The organism is Microcoleus sp. Z1_B2, assembly GCF_036700325.1.
Taxonomy (GTDB): Bacteria; Cyanobacteriota; Cyanobacteriia; order Cyanobacteriales; family Microcoleaceae; genus Microcoleus.
Window position 1 is genome coordinate 93,326 of sequence record NZ_JAUBOQ010000021.1, and the last position, 25,418, is coordinate 118,743.

The 25,418-nt window shown below is 45.6% G+C and carries 27 protein-coding genes and 1 tRNA gene; 11 read left to right on the top strand and 17 right to left on the bottom strand.

Translation table 11 applies throughout. The features are described from left to right. Positions 1-57: 57 nt before the first annotated feature. Entirely contained in the window at positions 58-1,815 is a 1,758-nt protein-coding gene (locus QT984_RS14510; RefSeq protein WP_333314251.1) for a serine/threonine-protein kinase, read from the bottom strand. 19 nt (positions 1,816-1,834) lie between these two features. Next, complete coding sequence (locus tag QT984_RS14515; RefSeq protein WP_333208236.1) at positions 1,835-2,131, bottom strand: hypothetical protein; 297 nt, start codon at positions 2,129-2,131, stop codon at positions 1,835-1,837. Between the two features lie 557 nt (positions 2,132-2,688). Between QT984_RS14515 and QT984_RS14520 the strand changes: the two genes are divergently transcribed. From QT984_RS14520 to QT984_RS14530, 3 genes are all read left to right on the top strand, one after another. After that, positions 2,689-4,119, top strand: coding sequence for a form I ribulose bisphosphate carboxylase large subunit (locus QT984_RS14520; protein ID WP_333045238.1), 1,431 nt, complete (start codon positions 2,689-2,691; stop codon positions 4,117-4,119). A 136-nt stretch (positions 4,120-4,255) separates the two neighbouring features. Further along, positions 4,256-4,666, top strand: coding sequence for a RuBisCO chaperone RbcX (gene rcbX, locus QT984_RS14525; RefSeq protein WP_333054738.1), 411 nt, complete (start codon positions 4,256-4,258; stop codon positions 4,664-4,666). Between the two features lie 44 nt (positions 4,667-4,710). Next, positions 4,711-5,046, top strand: a complete 336-nt coding sequence (locus QT984_RS14530) for a ribulose bisphosphate carboxylase small subunit (protein ID WP_333054737.1) — start codon at positions 4,711-4,713, stop codon at positions 5,044-5,046. An 80-nt stretch (positions 5,047-5,126) separates the two neighbouring features. Here the strand turns inward: QT984_RS14530 and QT984_RS14535 are convergent, their stop codons facing one another. The 3 genes from QT984_RS14535 to QT984_RS14545 form a co-directional block, all read right to left on the bottom strand. After that, positions 5,127-5,762 carry a restriction endonuclease subunit R gene (locus tag QT984_RS14535; RefSeq protein WP_333208235.1) on the bottom strand — a complete coding sequence of 212 codons (636 nt, stop codon included), beginning with the start codon at positions 5,760-5,762 and terminating at the stop codon, positions 5,127-5,129. A 245-nt stretch (positions 5,763-6,007) separates the two neighbouring features. Beyond that, the gene (locus QT984_RS14540; RefSeq protein ID WP_333208234.1) at positions 6,008-6,241 is read right to left on the bottom strand and encodes a hypothetical protein; all 234 of its coding nucleotides are present in this window, start codon (positions 6,239-6,241) and stop codon (positions 6,008-6,010) included. A 10-nt stretch (positions 6,242-6,251) separates the two neighbouring features. Beyond that, positions 6,252-7,475: a hypothetical protein gene (locus QT984_RS14545; RefSeq protein ID WP_333374263.1), complete on the bottom strand. Its 1,224-nt coding sequence runs from the start codon at positions 7,473-7,475 to the stop codon at positions 6,252-6,254. A gap of 220 nt (positions 7,476-7,695) precedes the next feature. Here QT984_RS14545 and QT984_RS14550 point away from each other — a divergent pair, with 220 nt between their 5' ends. Further along, the gene (locus QT984_RS14550) at positions 7,696-7,965 is read left to right on the top strand and encodes a hypothetical protein (protein WP_333054733.1); all 270 of its coding nucleotides are present in this window, start codon (positions 7,696-7,698) and stop codon (positions 7,963-7,965) included. 127 nt (positions 7,966-8,092) lie between these two features. On the opposite strand, the gene QT984_RS14555 is transcribed toward QT984_RS14550, so the two are convergent. Continuing rightward, positions 8,093-8,467, bottom strand: coding sequence for a hypothetical protein (locus tag QT984_RS14555; RefSeq protein WP_015179219.1), 375 nt, complete (start codon positions 8,465-8,467; stop codon positions 8,093-8,095). Positions 8,468-8,728: 261 nt separating this feature from the next. Between QT984_RS14555 and QT984_RS14560 the strand changes: the two genes are divergently transcribed. Beyond that, entirely contained in the window at positions 8,729-9,298 is a 570-nt protein-coding gene (locus QT984_RS14560; RefSeq protein ID WP_333054732.1) for a Uma2 family endonuclease, read from the top strand. A gap of 7 nt (positions 9,299-9,305) precedes the next feature. Here QT984_RS14560 and ruvC read toward each other — a convergent pair whose 3' ends face one another. Next, the gene (gene ruvC, locus QT984_RS14565) at positions 9,306-9,839 is read right to left on the bottom strand and encodes a crossover junction endodeoxyribonuclease RuvC (RefSeq protein ID WP_333054731.1); all 534 of its coding nucleotides are present in this window, start codon (positions 9,837-9,839) and stop codon (positions 9,306-9,308) included. A 95-nt stretch (positions 9,840-9,934) separates the two neighbouring features. After that, complete coding sequence (bchI, locus tag QT984_RS14570) at positions 9,935-11,050, bottom strand: magnesium chelatase ATPase subunit I (protein ID WP_333374265.1); 1,116 nt, start codon at positions 11,048-11,050, stop codon at positions 9,935-9,937. Positions 11,051-11,404: 354 nt separating this feature from the next. Here bchI and QT984_RS14575 point away from each other — a divergent pair, with 354 nt between their 5' ends. Beyond that, a complete protein-coding gene (locus tag QT984_RS14575; RefSeq protein ID WP_333374267.1) occupies positions 11,405-18,676 on the top strand; it encodes a S8 family serine peptidase in 7,272 nt (2,423 codons plus the stop codon). Between the two features lie 110 nt (positions 18,677-18,786). On the opposite strand, the gene QT984_RS14580 is transcribed toward QT984_RS14575, so the two are convergent. Then, positions 18,787-18,954: a hypothetical protein gene (locus tag QT984_RS14580; RefSeq protein ID WP_333313077.1), complete on the bottom strand. Its 168-nt coding sequence runs from the start codon at positions 18,952-18,954 to the stop codon at positions 18,787-18,789. Between the two features lie 35 nt (positions 18,955-18,989). Here QT984_RS14580 and QT984_RS14585 point away from each other — a divergent pair, with 35 nt between their 5' ends. After that, positions 18,990-19,190 carry a hypothetical protein gene (locus QT984_RS14585; RefSeq protein WP_333313078.1) on the top strand — a complete coding sequence of 67 codons (201 nt, stop codon included), beginning with the start codon at positions 18,990-18,992 and terminating at the stop codon, positions 19,188-19,190. On the opposite strand, the gene QT984_RS14590 is transcribed toward QT984_RS14585, so the two are convergent. The 7 genes from QT984_RS14590 to QT984_RS14620 form a co-directional block, all read right to left on the bottom strand. Then, positions 19,180-19,557 carry a type II toxin-antitoxin system VapC family toxin gene (locus tag QT984_RS14590; RefSeq protein ID WP_333374269.1) on the bottom strand — a complete coding sequence of 126 codons (378 nt, stop codon included), beginning with the start codon at positions 19,555-19,557 and terminating at the stop codon, positions 19,180-19,182. The genes QT984_RS14585 and QT984_RS14590 overlap by 11 nt on opposite strands. Further along, on the bottom strand, positions 19,547-19,801 hold the full coding sequence (locus QT984_RS14595) for a type II toxin-antitoxin system ParD family antitoxin (protein ID WP_333202990.1): 255 nt from the start codon (positions 19,799-19,801) through the stop codon (positions 19,547-19,549). Before QT984_RS14595 ends, QT984_RS14590 begins: the two co-directional genes overlap by 11 nt. A gap of 63 nt (positions 19,802-19,864) precedes the next feature. Continuing rightward, positions 19,865-20,080 (bottom strand): hypothetical protein, encoded by a 216-nt coding sequence (locus tag QT984_RS14600; RefSeq protein WP_333374271.1) that lies wholly within the window; start codon positions 20,078-20,080, stop codon positions 19,865-19,867. A gap of 18 nt (positions 20,081-20,098) precedes the next feature. Continuing rightward, entirely contained in the window at positions 20,099-20,431 is a 333-nt protein-coding gene (locus QT984_RS14605; RefSeq protein ID WP_333103358.1) for a DUF5615 family PIN-like protein, read from the bottom strand. Next, positions 20,406-20,738 carry a DUF433 domain-containing protein gene (locus QT984_RS14610; RefSeq protein ID WP_333054723.1) on the bottom strand — a complete coding sequence of 111 codons (333 nt, stop codon included), beginning with the start codon at positions 20,736-20,738 and terminating at the stop codon, positions 20,406-20,408. The genes QT984_RS14605 and QT984_RS14610 overlap by 26 nt, the downstream gene beginning before the upstream one ends. An 82-nt stretch (positions 20,739-20,820) precedes the next feature. Beyond that, positions 20,821-20,988: a hypothetical protein gene (locus tag QT984_RS14615; protein ID WP_333374273.1), complete on the bottom strand. Its 168-nt coding sequence runs from the start codon at positions 20,986-20,988 to the stop codon at positions 20,821-20,823. Between the two features lie 20 nt (positions 20,989-21,008). Further along, positions 21,009-21,227, bottom strand: coding sequence for a type II toxin-antitoxin system HicB family antitoxin (locus QT984_RS14620; RefSeq protein WP_333374275.1), 219 nt, complete (start codon positions 21,225-21,227; stop codon positions 21,009-21,011). Positions 21,228-21,340: 113 nt separating this feature from the next. On the opposite strand from QT984_RS14620, the gene QT984_RS14625 reads away from it, so the two are divergent. The 3 genes from QT984_RS14625 (at position 21,341) to QT984_RS14635 (ending at position 22,381) form a co-directional block, all read left to right on the top strand. Next, entirely contained in the window at positions 21,341-21,541 is a 201-nt protein-coding gene (locus QT984_RS14625; protein ID WP_333374277.1) for a hypothetical protein, read from the top strand. Positions 21,542-21,847: 306 nt separating this feature from the next. Beyond that, positions 21,848-22,003 (top strand): GYF domain-containing protein, encoded by a 156-nt coding sequence (locus QT984_RS14630; RefSeq protein ID WP_333374279.1) that lies wholly within the window; start codon positions 21,848-21,850, stop codon positions 22,001-22,003. 111 nt (positions 22,004-22,114) lie between these two features. Continuing rightward, a complete protein-coding gene (locus QT984_RS14635) occupies positions 22,115-22,381 on the top strand; it encodes a hypothetical protein (protein WP_333374281.1) in 267 nt (88 codons plus the stop codon). A gap of 110 nt (positions 22,382-22,491) precedes the next feature. Here the strand turns inward: QT984_RS14635 and QT984_RS14640 are convergent. Then, positions 22,492-22,564 (bottom strand) — tRNA-Phe (locus tag QT984_RS14640). A 132-nt stretch (positions 22,565-22,696) separates the two neighbouring features. Here QT984_RS14640 and QT984_RS14645 point away from each other — a divergent pair. Continuing rightward, on the top strand, positions 22,697-25,405 hold the full coding sequence (locus QT984_RS14645; protein ID WP_333374283.1) for a phospholipid carrier-dependent glycosyltransferase: 2,709 nt from the start codon (positions 22,697-22,699) through the stop codon (positions 25,403-25,405). Positions 25,406-25,418 lie beyond the last annotated feature (13 nt).

The window sequence follows — 25,418 nt, forward strand, 5'->3', positions numbered from 1 at the left end:
TTATTATACCAAATCCGGTGGCATTGGAATTGATATTACGCAAAACAATCATAACCATTACTTCCATCCCAACCACCTGAGCACCGGCACAACTAAATAATGACTAACTCCCAAACAAAGCCCGATCGCACTTCCCAACAAACCAAAAAACACAATTGATCCCCAAACTTGCAGCCAGCCGAAGGTAACGTTAGACAGTGACAAAATCCCAAAGAAACTCCCCGGAAAAATGTTCCACGCATTCAGAAACAGAAACATTCCCGTAGAGAAAACAGCCACTACCAAAGCGTGAACTAATTGATGACTCCGCAAACCCATTCCCACAGTCATAGAGGCGATCGCAAAAGCTCCCAAAATAACCCCCTGCACACCGCTAGAAGCTGTTGCTTCCATCCAGCACAAACCCGCCAACAAATAGCCCTGAGCTCCCATCAATCCAGACAGCCAATACTGTTTTTGCTGGCGAAAACTCCCCGCATCAGTCAAACCGATCGCAGTTCCCAATCCCGCAAATCCAAACAGCAGCACTTCCGGCCCGACAGCGAAAGTCATATTAGGAATTAATTGCTGCAAACCTTCATTCAGAAAACTGGCAATTTCCGGGCCAATAGGCGAAGCATAACCCAAAACCAAACCGCCGATCGCCCCCGCACTTCCACCAACGGCACCCAGCACCATTTCCCAGCCCGTATCCAGAGAAGCTACCACGATTTGGGCGATCGCGCCGAACAGCGCAACCGTCAAACTTCCCGTTTTTTGCGCCCCCGCCACCACTATTTGCCGACAGAATTCTACAATAGCTTGACCCATGGGGGCGATGGCAATTTTGCCCTTACTCCTAGCATAAATCTCCTGCAAACGCGCCCGAACATCCCCAGCCGTCGCCGGACGTTCCCGCACGTTCGATCGCACCATATCGTCCAACAAATTCGCAAAAGGCGGACTCACAGATACAATGTGGCGCCACCGCAACTCACCCGTCATCGGATCTTCAATTTGGGCCGGATACTTCCCCGTCAGCAAATGAATGCAAGTCCGCCCCAGCGCATAAAAATCCGTCGCCGGCACCACACCGCCGCCCACAATTTGTTCCGGCGGACTGTACCCAGGCGAAATCAACCGCGTCGAACTCGGAGAATCTTTCCCCACCGGTTCGACACCGCCCATTTGTTTAACTCCCCCAAAGTCGATCGCCACCAATTGCAGTCCGCCCAAACCCTTGCTCAGCAATACTTGGGGCGATTCCGGGTCTCGCAGCATCAAATTTGAGGGTTTAATGTCCCGGTGAATAATCTGACACCTGTGCAACTCCTCTAAAATTTCCACAGCTTGACTCAGCCAACTAAACACCCATTCCTGCGGACATCCTTGAGGGTGCTCGTCGAGAACCTCTTCTAAAGTTTTGCCGTGAATCTTTTCCATTACCAAACAAGGCAGCCGCTTCGCCGCAGGATTTCCCTCCCCGCCTGCAAAATTTTGTGTTTGGACGTGAAAATAACCGTCAGGATCGACTCTAGGGACGCCAGGGTGCCGCAAAAGTGCCAAAACCCAAGCTTCTTGCTCGAACAGTTTCAGGGCTTTCGGGGCCGTTTCGAGCAACACTTTCAGGACGCGCTCGGTTTCAGTTTCTGTGTCCCAAACTGTGAAAATCGCTGCAAAACCCCCGGAACCGAGGCTTTCTAGAGGCACGTAGCGATTTTTTAGTCGCAGGGGAGCTCCGCAACTATGACAAAAATTGTTGCCCCAAGTCTGAGGGTAGGGCCTTGGGCAATCTGGATTGATGCAGTGGACGGCTTTTGAAGGGGGGTGAGGCACAACCAGAGTAAAAATGGGGCTAAATATCCATAGTAGACTTACGCGCCGCTAACGCAGAAACCCGGTTTTCAGCGTGGTCAAATGGCTGTAACGACGGATTTGGTTTGAGAGCACAAGTCCTGTCCATATTATGTGCTATGCTGTCGATTTTTGAGTTGGCGGTCTCCGATTCACGGGATTTTAGATTTTCGATTTTAGATTGTGGATTTTGCCAGAGTTGGCGCGATCGCAGCAGCAACCTCAGAAACCGGGTTTCTTGGTATATTTCTCGTTTAGCACCAATTTTTCGTAGAAACCCGGTTTCTCGCCCACCCACGGGATTTTGGATTTTGGATTTTCGATTTTGGATTGTGCCAGAGTTGGCGCGATCGGGCTTTACAACCTCAGAAACCCGGTTTCTTGCTATATTTCTCGTTAATATACCCAAATTTTTCCCATCAACCCGGTTTCTTGGCCCCCCACGGGATTTTCAATTAAATAATTGCATACTCGATTGCAGTTGAGCTCGATCTCCTACCCTAAAATTAAGTATTTATAACTAACTTTTCCTCCCCCCAACCTAAAATTTACAATCTCAAATTTAATCGATCTCCACCATAAAATTAAGTATTTATGACTAATCTTTCCTGTTTCCTCAATCTAAAATCCAAAATCTAAAATCCAAAATCTCTTCGATCCCCAGCCTTTCCTCCTGCATCCTTCGTCGCTGGTATTTCATAAGATATGTTACAAATATTTGCCTAATGTAAAGCAAAATAAATAATACTTATGATGATTAAAAGAATATTAAAATTTGAGAGTGACACTTTGTTGATATATTTTTAACAGCCTGCGATCGGGCAAAAAAATTAAGCGAATACTAGGAAGCGAGATATGGCTTACGCGCAAACCCAAACTCAATCAAAGGCTGGGTATAAAGCCGGAGTTCAAGACTATAAACTAACGTATTACACGCCGGACTACACGCCGAAAGATACAGATATTTTGGCAGCCTTCCGCGTCACACCGCAGCCGGGAGTTCCCCCAGAAGAAGCAGGCGCTGCTGTGGCTGCTGAATCTTCTACAGGTACATGGACGACTGTTTGGACAGACCTCCTGACCGACCTCGACCGCTACAAAGGTCGCTGCTACGACATCGAACCAGTTCCCGGTGAAGACAACCAATATATCTGCTTCATTGCTTATCCTTTGGATTTGTTTGAAGAAGGTTCCGTCACCAACTTGCTGACCTCTTTGGTCGGTAACGTGTTCGGTTTCAAAGCTCTGCGCGCTCTGCGTTTGGAAGATTTGCGGATTCCCATCGCTTACCTGAAAACCTTCCAAGGCCCTCCTCACGGTATTACCGTTGAGCGGGACAAATTGAACAAGTACGGCCGTCCTTTGCTGGGTTGTACAATTAAGCCCAAATTGGGTCTGTCTGCTAAGAACTACGGCCGTGCCGTTTACGAAGTTCTGCGCGGCGGTTTGGACTTCACCAAAGACGACGAAAACATCAACTCGCAACCGTTCATGCGTTGGCGCGATCGTTTCTTGTTCGTTCAAGAAGCTATTGAAAAAGCCCAAGCAGAAACCGGCGAAGTCAAGGGTCACTACCTCAACGTAACTGCCCCTACCTGCGAAGAAATGATGGAGCGGGCTGAGTTCGCTAAGGAAATCAAAACCCCCATCATCATGCACGACTACCTGACCGGTGGTTTCACTGCAAACACCACCTTGGCTAAATGGTGCCGCCGCAACGGTATTTTGCTGCACATTCACCGCGCCATGCACGCAGTTATCGACCGTCAGAAAAACCACGGTATCCACTTCCGCGTGCTTGCCAAGTGCTTGCGGATGTCCGGTGGAGACCACCTGCACTCCGGTACAGTTGTGGGTAAACTCGAAGGCGAAAAAGGCATCACGATGGGCTTCGTAGACTTGATGCGCGAAGACCACATCGAAGAAGACCGCAGCCGCGGTATTTACTTCACCCAAGATTGGGCCTCCATGCCTGGTGTCATGCCAGTTGCATCCGGTGGTATCCACATCTGGCACATGCCAGCCTTGGTGGAAATCTTCGGCGACGACTCCTGCTTACAGTTCGGCGGCGGCACCTTGGGCCACCCTTGGGGTAACGCACCTGGTGCAACTGCTAACCGCGTTGCTTTGGAAGCTTGCGTCCAAGCTCGTAACGAAGGCCGCAACTTGATGCGCGAAGGCGGCGACGTAATTCGCGAAGCTTGCAAATGGTCTCCTGAACTGGCTGTTGCTTGCGAACTCTGGAAAGAAATCAAGTTTGAGTTTGAGGCAATGGATACCCTTTAAGGATTTTTGGTTTGAGATTTTAGGTTTTAGGTCGCAAACTTGCTGGGAAGTCTTTATCTTTGAAGAAGATTTACAAGTAAGTTTGCATCCAAAATCTAAAATCCAAAATCTAAAATTTGAGGGAGCTGGGGTCAAAATGGATCTCAAACAAGTTGCGAAAGACACCGCTAAGGTGCTGGCAAGTTACCTAACCTATCAATCCGTGCGGATGGTGGTCGCTCAGTTGAGCGAAACCAATCCTCCTCTGGCAATCTGGTTGAATGACTTTTCCACTAAGGGCAAAATCCAAGATGGAGAAGCTTATATTCAAGAGTTGCTTTTGGAAAATCAAGATTTAGGCTTTCGGATCATGACTGTGCGAGAGTATCTGGCTCACGATGTGACGGAATTTTTGCCAGAAATGGTTTGTACTGGCATTCAACAGGCGAATATGGAACACAGACGCCAGCATTTAGAGCGAACTACGCAACTTAATTGGTCTGTTTCTAGCAGTAATCCTGAAACATCAATAGATTCTGAACCGAATCTGGATAATTTGTCGAGTTAATCGATCGACAAGTGCGATCGAACACACACCTTAGAGATACAAAAATGAAGACTTTACCTAAAGAGCGTCGTTACGAAACTCTGTCCTATTTGCCCCCGCTGACAGACGCGCAAATTGCCAAGCAACTCCAGTACATCCTGGATCAAGGCTACATTCCCGGCGTAGAATTCAACGAAACCTCTGCCGCTGAAATGCGCTACTGGACTATGTGGAAGTTGCCTTTGTTTGGTGCTCGCAGCGTCCAAGAAATCATGACAGAAGTTCAAGCTTGCCGTCAAGAAAATCCTAGCTGCTACATCCGCGTCATGGGTTTTGACAACGTGAAGCAATGCCAAGTGCTCAGCTTCATCGTCCACAAGCCTAACACCAGAGGCTACTAAAAAGTATTGGCTGGCTAATCTAACTTTTAGGTTAACAGTCATTGCAGATTGGAGGCGGGGAATTTTCTCTGCCTCTTTTTTTATAGCTTACAAATAGCTTTTAAAACTTGCAGCAACAAAATTGAAGAGTCGGACTCCATCAGGTTTAGCAAAGGCATTAGCTGATAGGTTGGGTTGTGGCCCCCCTGAATATGGACGAACTGATAGTGCATTCCGTTTGTTGTCAAGCCCCAGATTGTGTCTTGATATTTTAAATTTTGATAAGCATAGGTTAGCAATTGGGATAAACCCATCAATGCGTTGATTCCAGAATTTTTACTTTCAATCACCAAAACCCAAAAATATGTATCGCTTCTGATAGGTTTTATCCTGTTGACAGCCAAGATATCAAACCGTCCTTTAATGATAGTATCTTCATCTTCAATGCTAATTTCAGCGATGTCTTGTTCTAAACTAATTTTAATCGGGCGGCGGTAGAAGCCAGCTAATCGCATTAGGGGAAAGGTAGTCAGAGCTTTTACCAGTCCTTCAGAAACTCTATCAGTTGAAATGTAGTCATCGAAATCATCCCTAATTTGTATAAGTTCCTCCTTTTCGTGTTCTGTGATATCTTCAAAGGATAACAGAGAGGTAAATGAGTTCGTGTACTGCTTTTGAAAGCCGAACAGACGGTGTACTTCTGCTAATGTTAGGTTTTTGGCATTAATAGTTGTCATTGTATAATAGTTATTTAAGTTTTAGTGATAATTATAACATAGACATTGCGGTAGTCAATTTGCACCATTCTTAGGAACAGGCAAGATGCCTGTTCCACAACATATCAAGTTTCTTGTGGGGTATGCCGGAGAGCCGGCTCATATTCTTAGGAACAGGCAAGATGCCTGTTCCACGACATATTAATTTTTTTGTGGGGCGGGCATCTTGCCCGCCCAAGAAAGTGACAAATGGGATAACTGCGAACCTAATCTATCCTTTCCATCACAATTCCATCAACTATTTCATAACCCCAATTAGAGTTGCGGTTGGCAAGCTGTTTTGCCATATCATATTCGCCTAAATTGCAGAGTTCAACTAACTTTTGATATCCTTCATCTATTTCTCGCTGCAACCTCTCCCCCCGCAGTTTTTCTCTCTCTTCCTCAGAAGGATTTGGTCGCTCTTCTCCCAGTGGATTGATATCGCTAATTCGTTTCATATCCGTCTCATTAAAAAGGAATTGATTCGACTATTTCACCGTCAACTATTTCGTAGCCCCATTCTGGGTTGGCAGCGATTTGTTTTTCTACTAGACTTCGACCTAGAGGAGTTTTGTAAGCTTTTTGCAAAGAGGAAATACTGGGGATTTCGGTGGCGGTTGATGGCTCTTTTTGTTCGAGTTTTGGTGGTTCAGCAATTGTTTCAGATGTGGATTGATTGAGGGCAAATTGCGGGGCGATCGCCCCTAACTTCCGCATAACGCTATCCTTGGTGATTTGCGGTTTTTCGTTGAAGGAAGACGGCAGATATGGTGTGTCAACGCCCTGCTGTTTTGCTTTGAGTGCATCATCAGCAATACGATCGCACTTTCGCAAAAAACCCTCCCACAAATCTTTGCCCAAAACCGGGTTTCTCAAATCAGCACGGGCTTTAGAGACTGCTGCTTCCAGCGGTTCGCCTTTGTGCACGTAATACTGAATTCGCTCCTCTTCAAAGGCGGGATAAGGCACTTCCGGCTCGATTTCCCAATCCCGCTTGACTTTCTGACTTTCTCCTAAAGGGATTCCGGCGATAAATTCATCCCAAAAAGTCGAGGTTAAGCCTTTTGTCATGCTGTCAATAATTTTAAATGCCCATCCAGAAGGATTGCCAAATCCTAAATTATGCTCTTGAGCATATGCTTCTAAAGCTCGCTGAAAGTTGTGGAGTTCTTCTTGGGAATTCCAAGGGCCGCTAAATCGGTAATTCGGGGTGACAGCAACGGCTATTTGCTGGCGGGGTTGCCCGAAATATTTGTCGGTTTTAACTACATGATTTGGGGGTGATGTTTCGGGGATTATTTCTACAGGGTGATTGTTGTTTTCCCGGGTTGTCTGTGGTATAATTCCGGCAGGATTGGATGTCCAAAAGTGATTGAGTTTTTCCTCCAAAGCGTCAATGTCCGCCCAGATTTCTAGGGTGTCGGTGTTGGGATTTGGTAGTTTTTCTTTCAGGAGCGATCGCACTTTGAGCTGCTTTCTCGCTAATTCCTGTTCTTCCTGATTTAAACCCGTTGCTTTTTCTATTTCTGTGCTCTTAGTTTTCACCCATTCGCCGGAGTTGGACTTTTGTGATTGCCATTGCAATAATTGGCAAAGAAAAATACTCGCCGCGACTCCGCCAGTAATTGTGGCGAGTTTGGGATAGTAGATGGCGGGGTTTCCGAGATTTCCTAAAAATATTCCTATTTTCATTTTTTATATTCCTAATTCCCTTGAATAGTAGGGTGATTTTCGGCGCACCATACCTCGACTAAACTAGCATTGAAAAACTTAAGATTTTCTTTAAACTCCTGTCTATTCCTGACTGAATGGAGTTCCTAGAGTAAAAACGGGGATCGCTTATTCGATCGCCTGATTGACAGGACTGAGTTAAACGTAATAATAAATTATTTACTGTAAAGCTCCTGCCAAAATGAATCCAGAACGTCAAGAGGCTTATTTGAACTTAATCGAGCGAGTGCTTACCTGTCCCAACGGCCAAGAACCAGAAGTTTTGAGTTCCCGTTCGGATTTAATTGATGCGGGATTTGTGCAAATGCTAATCCAGATATCGGCTTCAATGGCCCGCGAAGGTGACGAAGATACTGCTAATTTTTTAGTGCAACTTGCTCGTTTGCTGGGGAAATCTTTGGGTTTGTCGCCGGATTTGATGCTGGCTGGGTACAGTAGTGGACAGGGGTAGAGAAAAAGTGCGTTAGCGAAGCCCTCGAAGAGGATCGTCTCGTTGTATCATGTTTTGAGAAATGAGGGCGATTCCCTACCCTTTGGGATAGCTTTGTGTCACCTAATTTTTAAATGCAGCTATGGCTTTACAGTTTATATTCGAGAGGTTCACAAAAATCATTTACCCCAGTTTTAAATACATAAATAATCACCGAAGTCACCAAAATATCAGGGCAAATTTTTGCGGCAACTAAATCTCTAAATGCTGCATTCAATTGTCCGTTTGTTAACTCTTCTTTAACCTCTGATTTGCAGATAGCAACGCGGCATCTTTTAGCCAATCCGTCTAACCAATTTTCCGAGATATTCGGTTCTTGTCCGGCTTGAATTGCTAGAGATATCGCTGCATCTTCGATGTTACCTTCGCAATCTTCGATGGCGTCTAGGGCTTTTAGGGCTTCGGGATATTCTGCTAATTGCGATCGAAATTGGGCAATTTGTTGTGAGGTAATAATCACCATATTATTTTCCTGTGTTTTTTGCTGGTGGGATAAGTTTAGCAATTAAAGTGGCTATTATAGCATTTTTTGATTGAGATGGGAATTGGGCGATCGAACTTAATTACATTTTCAACTAATATTTTGCACTTCGCAATGGTCGGGCTGGGGCTTAAGCCCTGGTATTAAAGCTTAAGTCCAGGCTATGAGGAGTGATGTTGAAATTGACAAAATGTGGGGCTAAAATAGGTTTGCAGGACTCATATTTCTAGGGAGTTAGGAAAAATGACAACCATTATTTTAAACTTAGATACTGTCGAACTAACAGATGAACAGTTTTACCGTTTATGCCAGATGAATCGAGATTGGCAATTTGAACGGACACCTAAAGGAGAAATCATTATTATGTCACCCGTAGGCGGAGTCAGTGGCAATCGAAAAGCCTATTTAATTACAGATTTGGGCTTGTGGAACCGTAAAACGCAGCTAGGGAGAGTGTTTAGTTCTTCTACAATTTTTCGCTTGCCTAATAATGGCTATCGAGCTCCAGACGTGGCTTGGGTTAGCCTAGAAAGATGGTCTGCTTTAACAGCAGAAGAACAAGAGAAATTTCCGCCAATTTGTCCTGATTTTGCCATTGAATTGCGATCGCGCCCAGACCCGCTGCGGCCGCTGCAGGAGAAAATGCAGGAGTATCTAAACAGCGGTTTACGCTTGGGTTGGTTAATTAATCCTCTAGACGAACAAGTTGAGATTTATCGCCCTTCTCGCCAAGTAGAGATTGTACAATTTCCTGTAAATTTATCGGGAGAAGATGTCTTGCCCGGATTTGTACTTAATTTGCCCATGATTTGATATTGCATCAAATTTTTCCTGTTTCCAACTGTATTTTCTTCGGACAAATATCATCATCGTACCAACCAGTCAAAGCCACCGCCAAAGCATCCGCCGCATCGTCGGGTTTCGGAATGTAACCCAACTCCAACTCCCGCGCCACGGCATCTTGCACTTCAGATTTATCCGCATTACCGCGGCCCGTCAAAGCTTGCTTAATTTGAGCCGGCGTAAACTCGAACAGCGGCACTCCACACTGCGCCAATACTAGGGTCAAAACGCCCCGCGCTTGCGCTACCAGTATGGTATTTCCCATCTTGTAAAAAAACAGTTTTTCGGCAATTGCTATATCAGGTTTAATCTGTTCAATTACCTCGTGCAAATCGTCGTAAATTGTTTTCAAGCGCTGTCCCATTTCCTGTTTTGGCGTTGTTTGTATGACGCCGCAATCAATCATGGAAACGCTGTTTTTATCTTGTTTTCCGGGGACAATTTGACAACTAATTGCCCCGTAGCCAAGATTTGCTAAGCCCGGATCTAATCCTAAAATTCGTTTTTCCATTGCCAGAATTAGTAATTGGAAATGGGGAATTAGGTATGAAAATTTGGGAAGGTTTCATCACCACCAATTACCCATTTCCAATTACCAATTACCAATTACCCCTCAGTTGTTTCTAGGCCGAATACCCGATCGAACACTTTAGTCACTTTATACCCCGAATCTATTGATTCTAGCGGGTCTTTCCGCAACCGGTGCCGCAAACACAGAGTCATCACCCGGCGAATATCGTCCACAGTCACCTCCGTGCGGCATTCCAAAGCCGTGAAAGCTTTCGCAGCCCGATTCGTCACCAAATCGCCCCGCAGCCCGTCTACGTCCAATTCCGCGCAAACTTGGGAGATTTTTACCCGCAACTCTCGATCGATAGTTACCGATTTCAATCTTTCCTGAGCTTCCACCAACTTCTGCTGCATATCATCTTGTTCGTGCTGATATTTCGCGAGAAACTCCGGCGGATTTTGGTCAAAACTCGATCGCTGTTCGACAATTTCCACTCTTAAATTCGGGTCTTTTACAGTCCGAATTTCTGCGTGCATCCCGAATCTGTCGAGCAACTGCGGCCGCAATTCTCCTTCTTCTGGATTCCCGGAACCGATGAGAATAAACTTAGCCGGGTGGCGGATCGAAATGCCTTCTCTTTCCACAGTATTCCAACCGCTGGCGGCGGAGTCGAGCAAAACATCGACTAAATGATCGTCGAGCAAATTGACTTCATCAACGTACAGAATGCCGCGGTTAGCTTTAGCTAAAAGACCTGGTTCAAAAGCTTTAACACCTTCCGACAAAGCTTTCTCGATGTCGATCGTACCGCAAACTCGGTCTTCGGTAGCGCCCAAAGGTAAATCTACCATTTGGACTTTTTTGCGGGCGATTTTAATGTCAGTTTGAGATAAAGTGCGATCGCGCACCTCATCACTCATCAAATCTGGATCGCTGGGATGACTGTTAAAAGGATCGTCAGCCACCACCTCAATTTCCGGCAGCAAATCAGTGAGGGCGCGGATTGTGGTAGATTTACCAGTACCTCGATCGCCCATAATCATCACTCCGCCAATTTTGGGATCGATGACATTCAACAGCAGCGCCAGTTTCATCTCCTCCTGGCCAACAATTGCAGTGAAGGGAAAAACAGCGCGACGGGCTGCGGTAGCGGTAACGGTTGGTAGGACGCCCGCATTTAGGGTATTGCTGACTTCGGCAGTAGGACTCACAGGATAACTCAAAATATAATAATTGCTTGTTTATTGTAGGGGATAAGGGATTGTCTGGGGCGATCGCACTTGTAGGGTATGGTTCCCACAGAGCACTGAGCCCCTTTAAAACCTAAGCGCCACTAAGATTTGCTGCATTTACATTGTAGATTTGCGCGGACTCTCCTGCCCACCTCACAAGAGTTTGAAGCAACATCACCAAGTACATTAAATGCGGGTAGATTGCAAATTTTGGGCGATCGGCAACCCTAATGTAAACTTATGTAACGATTCACCGCGCTTCGCATAAAAACCTCAACTTCCCCCAGATAGATAATTAAGAGCGTTTTCAACCAACTATTTTTCAGGGGTAGTATGACTGAACTTAACATCGGGGCATTGGCTGACGGCAAAACCTACACAGGTAGTGTTGACACTACAAATATTTTTGACCTTTACAAATTTAACCTCAACAGTCCGGGAAGTTTCAAATTCACGATCGACGGTTTGAGCGGGAATGCCGACGTATTTTTGTTAAACTCTAGTGGCGCACCACTTTACAGTTCCACAAACGCGGGAACCAGTGCAGAAACAATTAGTGTTGACAGCTTACTAGCCGGAGACTATTCAGTCAAAGTTTTGCAAATCAGTGGCGACATCAAATACACGCTGAATTTAGCACCAACTAGCACTCAAAAATCATCCGACGCAGACACCCTCACCGGTGCACAATCAGATTCTCTACTTCCCTCAAACAGCGCCGAAACTTCGGAAAAACCCACTGCAAACATAGATGTAATTACAGGAACTCCTGTTGAAGACAAGACTGTCACCGCAGAAACAACATCAACAACTACCGACAAACCAGTCACTACCGACTCCGAAACAACTCTCACATCTGAACCAGAAAAACCTGTAGCAACGACTGAATCTGCCACAGAAACATCAACAACTACCGACAAACCAGCTACTACAGATTCCGAAGCAACTCTCACGTCTGAACCAGAAGAACCTATTTCCACGACTGACTCGGCAATTGAAACAACATCAACAATTACCGAAAAATCAGTCCCAGACACCTCCGAAACAACTCTCACATCTGAACCGGAAAAACCTGTAGCCACGACTGAATTTGCTAGCGAAGAACTGCCAACAAGTGAAGAGACTACATCAGCGGGGGAAATCGCACAAGACAAGCCAACCGATTCGGCAATTTCAACACCCGAAGAACCCAGCGAAACTGTTGCCACAAACAATCTAAATAGCACAGCCGCCGCCAAAACAGATGCAGTTGCAGGCGAAACAGTTGCCACTCAAGAACCAAAAACAGGCGAGACTGTAGTTACTATTTCCCCAGATGCCAGCAAGCCCGAAGACGACACAAATACTGACACTAGCAACGGGGAAGAAACAGAGAAAGAGAATTCAACTACTACCATAGCAACAACTGAAACCCAAAAAGAACCCGAACCGACTACGGATAAAAAGTTAATTTCTCCCTTTACATCGGGGGTATTTACTACCGATGAAACTGGTCGCATCAGTATAGACTACACATTTGATGGTGGGAGGTTCCAAGGTGAGTTAGCTATTTTCAGCTTAGACGATTTAGACAAATTTGAACCTGGTTCGGAAGCATTCATTAAAGAAGTAGCTGCGCGTTCTTTAAGTAACTCGGTGAAAGGTCATGTAGTGATTAATGATGCTACAGAAGGTGCACGGTTTTCCGGTTTCTTAGGAGAGAATAATGCCAACGAAGGAGTCTACCTAGGAGTCAAAAGTTTTGCCGTAACTGCTGGGGGTAAATATGGGGTGATGTTGGTACCCAACGGTAGTGTCAAGTCTGTGTTTGATAATCCGACTGCTGGCGGCGCTCAACGTCCTTTATTTTCAATGGCAATGGCGAATCCTGTGGAGGGATTTCACTTTGGTCAAATTGCCGATGTCACGGGGGAAGGCAATACCTTTGTCATGGAGGATATGCGGTTAGATTCGGGGACTGACAGGGATTACAACGATATCATTTTCCAAGTGCGGGGTGCGACGGCAACAACTGCTTTGGTGGATAGTGTGATTAACCCCGATAAAGAGTGGCGGAAAACTGATTTGGGCAAGGCACTTATTGCTTATGCGAAACCTTACATTACCCCGGAAACAAAACCAAATGTAGATGCTGAACTATCCGATTTACTTGATGATTTAGAAACGGAAATTCTGAATCCATCAACTTCAGATATAGAGACTCCAAAAACTCCAGCGCCTGTCGCAAATACCGACACCAATACTACTGATGCAACCAAGGTTGTACCAACGGATAAGGTAGATGCAAATCCTACTACTCCAGCGGTGACGACTGAGGAAGAAGTCAAAGATATTGCGAATAATTCGGGTGATTCGACTCAGGTTGAAACTACCGACAAGGTAGATGCAAAGCCTACTACTCCAGCGGTGACGACTGAGGAAGAAGTCAAAGATATTGCGAATAATTCGGGTGATTCGACTCAAGTTGAAACTACCGAAAAGGTAGATGGAAAGCCTACTACTCCAGCGGTGACGACTGAGGAAGAAGTCAAAGATATTGCGAATAATTCGGGTGATTCGACTCAGGTTGAAACTACCGAAAAGGTAGATACAAAGCCGACAACAGGTGCGACAACTACACCAACTGCTGGCAAAGATACTGTGGCGGATTCGACTGAAAATTTACCAGTTGAAAAAACGCCTATTCCCGCAGCGACAACTGAGGTAAAAGACCAAGTTACCGAAGCACCAGCGATGCCAACTTTGCCAGCTAAATCTACTACTGAGACGGAAGTTGCTGCAACGATACCAACTGAGAAAGTAGAAACAAAGCCGTCAGTTTTGCCAGCGGAAACTCTGACAAAGGTAGAGACAAAGCCGTCAGTTTTGCCAGCGGAAACTCTGACAAAGGTAGAAACAAAACCCGAAGTCTTGCCAGCGGAAACTCTGACAAAAGTAGAAACAAAATCCGAAGTTTTGCCAGCGGAAACTCTGACAAAGGTAGAGACAAAACCCGAAGTTTTGCCAGCGAAAACTCTGACACAAGTAGAAACTCAGCCGTCAGTTTTGCCAGCGGAAACTCTGACAAAGGTAGAAACAAAACCCGAAGTTTTGCCAGCGGAAACTCAGGCGAAAGTAGAAACAAAGCCGGCTTTAGTAACTGAGGTAGAGAAAACTGAAACTCCTCAAGTTGTTGTAGCCGCAAATCCTGTAGAGTCGGTGAAGGAAAGTCAGCCAACAGTGGCTATTGAGCCGAAAGAAACTCCAGCGATTGTGCCGCCGACAGCAGCGAAAACTATGCCAGTTGTAGGTACGAATACTGCTGTAGACTTGCGGAACAAGGAGATAGTTACTCAGACTGAGACTGCTGGTGTTAATGATGCTGCACCAAAAGAGTTATTGCCAATTTCTCCAACTGTTGCAAAACCAATTGAGAATAATTCGACTGCGGCGGTGACTGAACCGGTTAAGCAGGAAGTAGCACAAAACAATAATAATGTCAATGCTGATTGGATTGCGCGGTTGGATAGCATTAAACAGCGTTTGAGTAATTTGGGTAGTGCGGATATTGTTGAGGAGAGTATTATAGATCGCACTTCGATCGCTCGTTTAGAAGCCATGACTGAGAAGTTGAGGGAGCAAACTGAATCGACTCCTATTTCTGACAATACAGCGGCGTTGATTTCGCGGCTGGAAGATATGGTTGTGAAAGTCGCACCTAAACCAGTTGAAACTGTTCAACCAGTACAATTCGAGTTTCCTGTAGCAAATCAGCCGTTAGTGGGTGTAATTGATACGGGTTTCAGCGGTAATAATCCTGATATTGACTATTCACGGATTATTTTAGGGCGCGATCGCGTTTCTAATGATGTTAACCCCTTACTGGCCACAGGTGAAGGCAACGAACACGGTACGCACATTTTAGGGATTATTGGCGCAATTCAAAACAACGGTGTGGGTATTGATGGGGTGAACGATAAAGCGCCTTTGTGGGTGGGGCGGGCGATCGGTTCTGGACAGTGGGCGGAATCTTTGGTTGAATTTGTCAATGCTGCGATCGAGTCGAATCAACCGAATGCTGTTGTCAACCTGAGTTTAGATTTAACTCAAATCAATCCTGACGGTAGCGTTACTACTCGCTATGAATTTACGCCGGAGGAAAGAAGTGCGATCGAATATGCGCGTCAGCATAACGTATTGCTGGTAGTTGCGGCTGGTAACGATGGCGGTGTGATGTCAGTTTTGGGTCAAGCTTCCCAGGAATTTGACAACATTATTACTGTCGGTGCGGCGGAACGAATTAATGATGAAATTGCACTTTCTAAAGCTTACGATCGCGCCGACTATTCCAGCTACGGTCGCGGATTGGATATCATGGCCGACGGGGGGACAGTGGAAAATCCAGTGTTGTCCACTACTGGCGATGGAGTTGGTACGATGGCGGGGACTTCGGTGGCGACTGCGAAGGTAACGGGTGCTGTTTCGCAAGTTTGGGCGGCGAATCCGCAGTTGAGTTATCGCCAAGTGATTGATATTCTCAAGTCTACGGCGACTGATTTGAAGGAGCCTAATTGGGATAATGAGACGGGTGCGGGGTTGTTGAATATGGCGGCGGCTTTGACTTTGGCAAAAGCTACTCAACCGGAATTATTGCCAGTCAAGCCATTACCAATAGAGCCACCTAAAGATGATGAACCTAAAGAACCAGAAGTCCAGGAATCGGTAATAAAAATAACTCCTGAAATGGGGTTTTTACCAGAGCCTATTAAACTTACTGATGATATTTGGTTCCTGGGAGGGCCTAGTCCAGATAAGTTAAATTTGATTGGGGGTTTTTCTAATCGGAACGCTGCTGATACAACTAATGCTGACCAACTTTGGTCAGGTGGAGGTTTAGGGCTAAATCTGAATGGTTCCGGTGTAACTGTTGGTGTATGGGATGGAGGAAAAGTCCGCAATACGCATCAAGAGTTTGGCTCTCGTGTTGTCATTAGTGATTCAGCCTCAAGTTTCGACGATCATGCTACTCATGTTGCCGGAACAATAGGAGCTACTGGGGTTAACTCTGAAGCTCGTGGTATGGCTAATCAAGTTAATATCCGTAGCTATGATTGGAACAACGATTTACAAGAATTAGAAGCCACTGCTAAGACAGGGTTGACTTTATCTAACCATTCTTATGGCGCGCTGATGGGCTGGGATTCTCGAATTGATTGGTCTAATATTGGTGTTCCTGGCTCAGTTGATAGTTGGTTTGGAGATCGAGCAAGATTTTCTGAAGCTGAAGGTTTTGGGAAGTACGGTCAAGGTTCTAAAGAGTTAGATCAGGTACTCTATAACAACCCTAATTTGCTAAGTGTATGGGCTTCGGGTAACGATCGCAATAATAGTTTCGCAAATCAATCTGGAAACAACACCTATGTAACTTACTTGTCATCAAATCCAGGGAATATTCCCAATTGGCAAGGCCAAGGTTTCTATCGAATCCCCAACAGTGGTATTACAACCGCTCCTGGTAAAGATGGCGGAAATACTGGTTATGATACTCTAGCTTCCAAAGGTGCAATAGCCAAAAACACCTTAGTAGTTGGCGCAATCAACGCAATTACAGCCGACCCCTATAACAACAGTAACGTTGTGATGTCATCCTTCTCTAACTGGGGGCCAACGGATGATGGGCGACTCAAGGTTGATGTCGTCGGTAATGGAGTGGGTGTCTATTCAACATTAGCTAGTTCCAACAAGGCATACGCATCTTATGACGGTACGTCTATGGCTGCACCAAACGTAACAGGAACAGCCGCGTTACTAACCCAACACTACAAAAACCTCTACGGTGCATCTCCCCGCAGTGCCACACTGAAAGGTTTAATAACTCATACAGCTTTCGATGCAGGCAATAAAGGATCAGACTATACCTATGGATGGGGTGTTGTTGACGGTGCTGCTGCTGCCACATTCTTGACTAACGCTAAAAATCAAGTCAGCGATCGTCTAATAGAAAGTACATACACAGGTTCTCAACAAAGCCATCAGATTACATCTAATAGTAGCGGACCACTAAAAGCTACGATCGTATGGACAGATCCACCCGGAAATCCACATGGTAATGGTTTAGATGAAAAGACTCGTGTGCTTGTTAACGATCTCGATCTATCAATCACTGCACCAAATGGTCAAGTATTTCGTCCTTGGACGCTCGACCCAAATAATCCCTCAGCGCCAGCAGTTCGCACCACCCGTAACAACGTCGATAATATCGAGCAGGTACTAATTGATGCACCTATGGCTGGAACTTACACGATTAATGTTAATCATTCGGGTAATTCCTTCACGCAAGCGTACTCTTTGCTAGTTAGCGGTATATCAAAACCACCAGAAAATCCGATTGGTCGTGCCTCACGCGCACCCAATCTCTTTATAGATGCCTACAACCGCGTTAACGGTCAAGGTCGCGGACTCAAAGCTCAAGGCGATGCTTATCGTTGGGGTAATGGCTGGACTCAGCGTTTCCTTGACTCCAACAATAATGAAGTGTTGATCATGCTGGAAGATGGTCAAAACCAAGCTTACGTGGTGTGGGGAGAAATTCTCAAAGAGTACAAAAATGTAGGTGGTCCTGTTGGCGCAAACCTTCCTGGCGGTGGCTGGGCATATCTCGGCTATCCTCGTTCTGACGAAAAAGGTGGCACCAGTAGCAAAGGCTCACCTTTGGCCTTACAAGAATTTGCTGGTGAGAATGGTACGGCACGGCTTTACTACCACTGGAATAACGGCAACCGAGTTGCTACTTGGGGAAGTATCGGTGCTTACTACATTAGTCTTGGTGGTCACAATCACTGGCTAGGAGCACCAACCAAGCGGGAATACATTGATGGGGACACAATTTTTGTTGACTTTGAAGGCGGTCGGATTGCTTTCCGCACTAGCGACGGAAAAAAAGAAGCCTTGCAACCTGGTCAACAACCATCTTGGCGACAAACCCAGAATCGTCCAAGCTGGGAAATCGCGATCGATAAAGAATACGAACAAACCAAGAATTTATTAGGTTCTCCAACTAGCGGATACCAAGATTCTACCAAGTCGCCATACGGTACAACTGGTAAGTATCGTAGTTATCAAAACGGTACAATTCACTGGACACCTCAGTATGGTGCTGTAGCAATTTGGTACGATCTCCAACGGGAATACAGCCAGTATTCTTCGCCCAATGGTTCCGGCGGTTGGTTAGGCTTTCCAACTAAGCGTGAGTATGCTTGGAATGGAGGAATGCGAACAGACTTTGAAGGTGGCTACATCTTCTGGGATGGACAACGCGCTAAAGCCTATCGTTCTTGGGAAAACCCACCATCTAAAAACTCGATAACATGGGTTAACTTCAGTGGCAGCGTTGGTCCATCAAATGGTATAAACCTGCGTTATAGTCCTAACTTTAGCGATCGCAGTTCTTTGAATGAAAACTGGGGTAAGCAGTTACAATTTGATGCTTGGACTTACGGCGAAGTAGGTACTGATCTGTGGCTAGGAACGCCAGACGCTCGCTGGTTTAAGATTAAAGGGCAAAATCTGTGGGTTCCTAGTGCTTGGATTTATGGCAATCCACCTAATTCAAGCCCTATGCCATAAGCCATATAGGGACACTGCACTGTATTTTACCCAAGTGCGATCGCTTTTTGAGATGAGAAAAGCGATCGCCCTTTACCCAAACAAAAGAAACCGGGTTTTTTAGATAACCTTTACGTCTCAACCGATATCTTGTGCAAAAACCCGGTTTCTGAACCCCCTGGCGGACTCGGATGCTCGATCGCAATGTACGCAACTTCCGACAAATCAATCGGTAAAGTTTTAACAACACTGACTGTTACGAATCGTGCCGACCAGTCTGCTGCTAAACGAGGATTCATTCCAACTGAGCAAATACGTTCCATCACCCTAGATCATGTTTTGGTTGACTAGGGCGCAACTAGATTATGCTTGCGGTGTTGTTGCGATCGCCATTCCAGCGAAAACTCAACAGCAAATCGCGATCGGCCTTTATTGCTTTTTCTCAAAAAAGGGCGATCGATCTTTTGGAATAAGTCAAAAAGGGCGATCGCCCTTTACCCCTTTTTCTCAACCAAGGGCGATCGCTACCAATTAATTACCGTTAAAATAGTTACCTTTGCGAACTCTCGATCGGCCGTCACCAAACTTGCTGAATTTTGGATTGCCATTGCTGCAATCACCGCATCTGGTAGTTTCAAGCGATGTTGCTGGCGAATTTCAATGATTTTCTCAATCAAAACAGCATCCATCGCCACTAAACCAAGAACCTCCACTCGTTGCAGAAACTGCTCAAAAATCTGACGATCGTCTTGAGTCAACCCAGGAAATACCAGAAACTCAATTTGGCTAATAACTGAAACTCCGATCCAATCCGCATCTTTAAGTAATTCAACCAGTTGAATATTCCCTTGAAGCAAAGCAACGATCGCATTCGTATCCAACACATAGCGATTACCACTCATCGCGTAGATTCCTCTGCATTGTTACTGCATCTCCCTGCCAAGTTAATCGCCCCACTAAATCCGAGAAATCATAGCTGGATTTCTGCTTCTCCTCTGATGAAACCGGATTCAAAACAACTAAAACTTCTCGTTCTTTTAGCAATTGTAACCCAGCCAGAATCACTTCAGAAGCAGATGAGTACCTACCGTTTTTGACTGTTGATTGAACAAACTGCTCTAGTTCAGGAGTTAAGGATATATTCATGATGTTGAGTCACCTATTTGAGTCAACTACTACCCCCATAATAACAAAAATTATCAAATTTTGTTATTTAACATTTTTTGCTATGGGAAGATTTCGCGAGATCCTTGCTTGTAAGCGCAGATTAGCGATCGCCCTTTCTTGCTTTTTCTCAACCAAAGGCATCGCCCTTTTGGAATTTGTCACAAAGTGCGATCGCCCTTTCTTGCTTTTTCTCAACCAAAGGCGATCGCCCTTTTGGAATTTGTCAACAAGTGCGATCGCCCCTTTGGAATAAGTCAAAAAGGGCGATCGACCTTTTCAAATAAACTCTATATGGTTCTGCATATCCGACGGTTCAAGTACCTCCCAAATCAGAATCAAACCGCGCACAATTTCACCCAGTGAACGGCTGTTTTGGTGACAGTAAACAATACCGCAATGCTCTAAACCGCGTTGATGAATTGCTAAAAAATCATCATCTTGGGTAAAGATTGCTCGTTCTTGAGCAATCGCAAAAGCTAACTGTTCTTCATCCGCAGCACCTAAAAGTCGTGCTTCCGGTGTAGTCGTGACATCAATACCGCGCCTTCTTAAAGCTTCTGCGATCGCCCGTTCGACTTGTTCATCACAATGAAATCGGATCTTTTCCAAGATTCTGCCCTCTCAATTTCTGCTGTACCTTGGAAGGAGTTTTTGCTTGCAATTCCCGCACAAAAGCATCGCTATCTCGAATTTGTTGTCGAATTTCCTCAAGATGGTCGTGGTAATAAGTCAAGGCTGCGTATACATCTGCTAAAGTAATTGTAGGATACCGCGACACAATTTCATCAGGAGACATTCCCATCTTTTCGTGCCAAATTACAACATCTTGAACCCTAATCCGATGTCCGGCAATGCGCGGTTTACCGCCACAAACACCCGGAGTAATTTCAATATGTTCCGCAATCACTGCTGTCATAGAATTTCCTCACAATTCAAGTTAGCATTTATATTAGTTTATCCCAAACCGTGCCTACTTGACAACTAAGCCGATCGCCCTTTTAGAATAAGTCAAAAAGTGCGATCGCCCTTTTGGAATTTGTCAACAAGTGCGATCGCCCTTTCTTGCTTTTTCTCCACCAAAGCCGATCGCCCTTTTGGAATTTGTCAACAAGTGCGATCGCTCTTTTTGATATGGAAAAGTCGATATCTCTTTTGTTCTGAGTCAAAAAGGGCGATCGACTTTTATTTAAGCTGCCACGATTGCCGGACTCGGAGGCACTAAATCTTCTTCTTGGCAATACTCAAGGTAGCTGGAGCTCGCTTCTTTAGCATTGGCGATCGCTTCTTCATAAGTTTTCCCATAAGTACAGGGCTGCATTGCAATTGTTGCAAACTCTGGCAGTCTTACCAAATACAGTCCATCCTCTTGTGACCATTGAATTAATAAACTATAGCGGTAATTCATTCCTCTGATTCCTCTGCTGAAGAATTGTTTCTAACTCTTGAATTGCTTTTTTTAACAATTTCTCCAAATACAATGGTGTATCCTCAACACAAGAAGAGATTTTAGGATCTGCCGTGGCGCTAGTGTGGGTGGCGGTGTGGCATTTCTGGGGGTGGCCGCGCGAAGTAGAAATTGCTAGAGGTAAGCCGCAGGCTAAGAAAAAGCGATCGCCCAATTCTAATTCAGCCTCTCCTAATCCGGTAGAACAAGAACTAAATCAGCTCAAAGCGACAACTGGAATGAATCGGATGAAGCCAATCGATTTTAGATTTTAGATTTTAGATTTTAGATTTTAGATTGACTTGCGCGAGATAAATGCTCTTTCTTGAGGATTTTCGATTTTAGATTTTGGATTGATTCCACGGATAAATCACGTGGCGGATGCCACCTTTGAAATTCGCTTGTCAGTAAGGAATGAGAATTAAATAACTTACCATGCGTGATGGTTCTTGTGGGATGGGCGTCCCGCCCGTCCAGAAAGGGCGGGCGGGACGCCCAACCCACTTTCAAGAGTGTAAATTATTTAATTCGCGATCCTAAGACGATCGACCCAGCCAACTCCTGAAGTTCCTCAATGGTACGTGTTTCGCAGCGGTGAAGCCAAAGGGCCCTATACCAAATTGCAATTATGGGAGATTGAGGAAATCACAGCCAGAACCAAAGTGCGGCGCGGGGAAGCCGAGTGGCAGCGCGGCGGTGAAATTCCAGAATTAGCGTCGTACCTCACTCAAAAATAAGACAGTACACGTCACCGCACGTCGATCGGCGCCCAAGACGATCGCACTGCCCAGAAAGTAGCGCTATTCTTAGAAAAGGGATTTGTGTCAGCGAGACTCCCGGAGATTTTTATGAATATTACTTTGAGTCCTGAGCAGGTGAAATTGATCGAAGCGCAATTAGCATTGGGGCAGTTTAGCTCGCCGGAAGAGGTGATTACAAAAGCCCTCCAGACTTTGACTCAAACACGCCAGCATTATTGGGAGTGGGTTGAGGAGGTGCGCTCTTCGGTGGAGGAAGCGGAGGCGGAACTATCGCGGGGTGAGGGAATTCCCTTAGAGAGTGCGATCGAGCAATTGCAGGAAAAGTTTCGCAAGGCGCGAGAGGTTCAGGGATGAGCCGATGCTTTGTCTCTCGAACTGCAAGCCGAGACTTGAATGCCATTGGTGATTATTTTGTGGGTTCAAGTTTATAAAAAAAAGCCCTCAACTTTGTGAGGGCTTTGCGATGCCAGGAACGAGACTTGAACTCGTGACACGTGGATTTTCAGTCCACTGCTCTACCAACTGAGCTATCCCGGCTTGTTTTTTCGCGCTTTACTATCTTAGCAGACACATACAGAATTTAGCAAGCACTTTTTCAAATTAATTTTCGATCGCCCGGAACCGCCCGCCTGTAAGCTAAAAGCTGCAACCTAAAATCCAAGAACCGCAATGGCACAGCAACATCGGGACAGCGAGGGCAAGAGTCTGCTTGTCTTAGGCATAATTTGGCTGCTGGGGGCAATTAGCGATCGCCTCTGGTTTGCCTTCGATCGATCTGTCCCGGCGTGGGATCAAGCAGACTACCTGACTAGCACCCTGAAATACTTGCAGGCGTTGCAGCATCCTCAGTGGCTTTCCGGGGAGTGGTGGACAAACTTCTGGCTGCTTTCGACCAAAATTCCGCCCTTGGCATACATCTTAACGGTTCCGTTTCTTCAGGTTTTCGGTACTGGGGGCGATCGGGCAACCCTCGTTCATCTCTTATTTAGTGCAATTCTCCTCGCCTCAGTCTACAATCTGGGCGTCCAATTATTTAACCGGCAAGTCGGTTTGTGGGCCGCTGCAATTTGCGTTTTGTTACCCGGACTTTATGGGCTGCGCTTGCAATTTTTACTCGACTATCCCCTCACTGCGGCGATTACTTTTGCTTTTTATTGTCTGACAATGTGGAAGCAGGAATCAGGAAGGCACGACACGGATTTGGACACGGATACACGGATGAATTATGGAGGAGAAGGAGAAATAAGGAAGAAGGAAGGAGGAAGGCACGACACGGATTTTGACGCGGATACACGGATGAATTATGGAGAAGAAGGAGAATTTTTTTCTCTTTCTAGATCGTCTTGGTTTTGGGCTATCGCCTTTGGAATTTCTCTCGGTTTATCAATATTAGTTAAACACACTACAGTATTATTTCTGTTTACGCCGATTGTGTGGCTGGCTGTTGGTGCTGTGCGCCAAAAAGCTTGGGGAAGATTAGCTCAATTAGCAGGTAGTTTGTTGCTGTCTGCGGCGGTGTTTGGGCCCTGGACGAAAACCAATTGGCTGTTAATTTTGACCGGGGGAAAACGGGCAACGGTGGATTCGGCGATCGCCGAAGGAGATCCGGCCCTCAATACGATCGACGCTTGGATTTACTACGGTCAACACTTACCCGAACAGATTTCTTGGCCTCTGTTACTTATTCCCTTAGTAGGATTGATACTTTATTGGCGTCGTCGGCAAGATAGTTCGTCAATTTTGCATCTCAACTCCTGTCGCTGGCTGGCTGTTTTCTGGGGAGGAGCTTATTTAATTAATTCTTTAAATATCAACAAAGATGACCGATATGGTATACCTTATTTGCCAGTTTTATCTATTTTCTTAGCCTACTGTTTAACGCTGTGGCCTTCTCGGTGGGGACGACAAATTCGCTGGGGTACAATTGGCTTGGCAATTCTGGCGATGCTGTTGCATATGTGGCCTCTGGGAGGTGCTTTTGGACATAGCTTAGTTCAAATTATCAGTCCCGGCAATTCTAACTATCCTTACTTGGGGAAAGAGTGGCCGCACCGAGAGGTAATTGCCGAAATTATTGATCGGGAACCTTATTTGCAATCTACTTTAGGCGTGTTGCCTTCGACGCCGGAAATTAACCAGCACAATTTTAATTATTACGGTGCTTTGGCTAATTTTCAGGTTTACGGGCGGCAGGTGGGAACGAATTTAAAAGACGTGCCGCAAGATGTGCGATCGCTCTCTTGGTTTGTAACTAAAACTGGCCCGCAAGGTTCGATTCGCGAACGGATTAAAAAAGCTCAAAATGCCGCCGTAAATGCGATTGAAAAAGGGGATAAATTTGAGTTAGATAAGACTTGGGTTTTGCCCGATTATACTAATTTAAATCTTTATCGGAAGCGAGTACAGCCTGTCGAAATACAGCCGTTGAATGAAGGGCGATCTCAAGTACAATTAGATCGAGTTACTGTCGGGGGAAAAGCAGTTCCGGGAGTCGCGCTATCGGTAACATATACTTGGTCTGGGCCTTGGCAGCAGTTGCAGTCTGGTTTAGTGTTGGTAACGTGGGAAAATCAGCAGTCTGGCGATATTCCACCGGGACAGACTTTCAGGATTTTACACGATCGCGCGATCGGTCAAGCGACTTTGCATCCGGGGATGCTGGAAGCGGATAAATTTGCTGTGGGGTTTCGAGTTGTCGATCGCACGGCGATGCTTCCTCCTGCTAATATTGCACCGGGCACTTACAATCTGCAAGCTACTTATCTAAATCGGAAAACCGGCGAAACTTATCCGATTAATGTGCCGGCAGTTAGTGTTAAAATCGAGGCAGAGCCTCTGGATATGCGTTCTCAGGCAGAGCCTGGGAACGAGAATAATGAGGATAATACAGATAAGCCTGAGTTAGATTTGGTGACTCAATTGCGGGCGATGGCGGTTAATTTACCCAAAGGATTGCCTGGTTTAGAACCCGTGTTCGAGCAGATTGGGCGCATCAATCAATACGATCCAATTCAAGATTATACCGTGCAAGCGGAACAAGCGTTAGAATATCGGTTGAAACAGGAACCCAATAATCTAGAATTGGCTTATGCTTTGGCATTTTCGCGAGTATTGCAGCAGAATGTCCAAAGTGCGATCGCCGCCTTAGAAAAAGTCACTCAACTCGACTCAAAAAACCCTTACGCTTACGCCTATCTCGCTTTCGTACACCTGTACGGCTGGCATCCCAAAGCCGCTCAAACAGCCTTAAAACCTGCTCTCGCTCTCAACTCCAACCTACCGGAAATTAGAGTTTTAAACGGTGTAGCGCAACTAATGCAAGGTAATCTCATTCAAGCATGGCAAGATTTGCAATACTTAAAAAAACTAAAAATTTAACAATCCCATTTAA

Bases quoted from the DNA above. Each gene is read 5' to 3' on its own strand.
- rcbX (WP_333054738.1), top strand. From the start codon at position 4,256: ATGGATCTCAAACAAGTTGCGAAAGACACCGCTAAGGTGCTGGCAAGT.
- QT984_RS14595 (WP_333202990.1), bottom strand. From the start codon at position 19,801: ATGAATATATCCTTAACTCCTGAACTAGAGCAGTTTGTTCAATCAACA.
- QT984_RS14635 (WP_333374281.1), top strand. From the start codon at position 22,115: ATGAATATTACTTTGAGTCCTGAGCAGGTGAAATTGATCGAAGCGCAA.
- QT984_RS14590 (WP_333374269.1), bottom strand. From the start codon at position 19,557: ATGAGTGGTAATCGCTATGTGTTGGATACGAATGCGATCGTTGCTTTG.
- QT984_RS14575 (WP_333374267.1), top strand. From the start codon at position 11,405: ATGACTGAACTTAACATCGGGGCATTGGCTGACGGCAAAACCTACACA.
- QT984_RS14580 (WP_333313077.1), bottom strand. From the start codon at position 18,954: ATGAATCCTCGTTTAGCAGCAGACTGGTCGGCACGATTCGTAACAGTC.
- QT984_RS14560 (WP_333054732.1), top strand. From the start codon at position 8,729: ATGACAACCATTATTTTAAACTTAGATACTGTCGAACTAACAGATGAA.
- QT984_RS14610 (WP_333054723.1), bottom strand. From the start codon at position 20,738: ATGACAGCAGTGATTGCGGAACATATTGAAATTACTCCGGGTGTTTGT.
- QT984_RS14530 (WP_333054737.1), top strand. From the start codon at position 4,711: ATGAAGACTTTACCTAAAGAGCGTCGTTACGAAACTCTGTCCTATTTG.
- QT984_RS14620 (WP_333374275.1), bottom strand. From the start codon at position 21,227: ATGAATTACCGCTATAGTTTATTAATTCAATGGTCACAAGAGGATGGA.
- QT984_RS14550 (WP_333054733.1), top strand. From the start codon at position 7,696: ATGAATCCAGAACGTCAAGAGGCTTATTTGAACTTAATCGAGCGAGTG.
- QT984_RS14540 (WP_333208234.1), bottom strand. From the start codon at position 6,241: ATGAAACGAATTAGCGATATCAATCCACTGGGAGAAGAGCGACCAAAT.
- ruvC (WP_333054731.1), bottom strand. From the start codon at position 9,839: ATGGAAAAACGAATTTTAGGATTAGATCCGGGCTTAGCAAATCTTGGC.
- QT984_RS14545 (WP_333374263.1), bottom strand. From the start codon at position 7,475: ATGAAAATAGGAATATTTTTAGGAAATCTCGGAAACCCCGCCATCTAC.
- QT984_RS14555 (WP_015179219.1), bottom strand. From the start codon at position 8,467: ATGGTGATTATTACCTCACAACAAATTGCCCAATTTCGATCGCAATTA.
- QT984_RS14535 (WP_333208235.1), bottom strand. From the start codon at position 5,762: ATGACAACTATTAATGCCAAAAACCTAACATTAGCAGAAGTACACCGT.
- QT984_RS14645 (WP_333374283.1), top strand. From the start codon at position 22,697: ATGGCACAGCAACATCGGGACAGCGAGGGCAAGAGTCTGCTTGTCTTA.
- QT984_RS14585 (WP_333313078.1), top strand. From the start codon at position 18,990: ATGTTTTGGTTGACTAGGGCGCAACTAGATTATGCTTGCGGTGTTGTT.
- QT984_RS14520 (WP_333045238.1), top strand. From the start codon at position 2,689: ATGGCTTACGCGCAAACCCAAACTCAATCAAAGGCTGGGTATAAAGCC.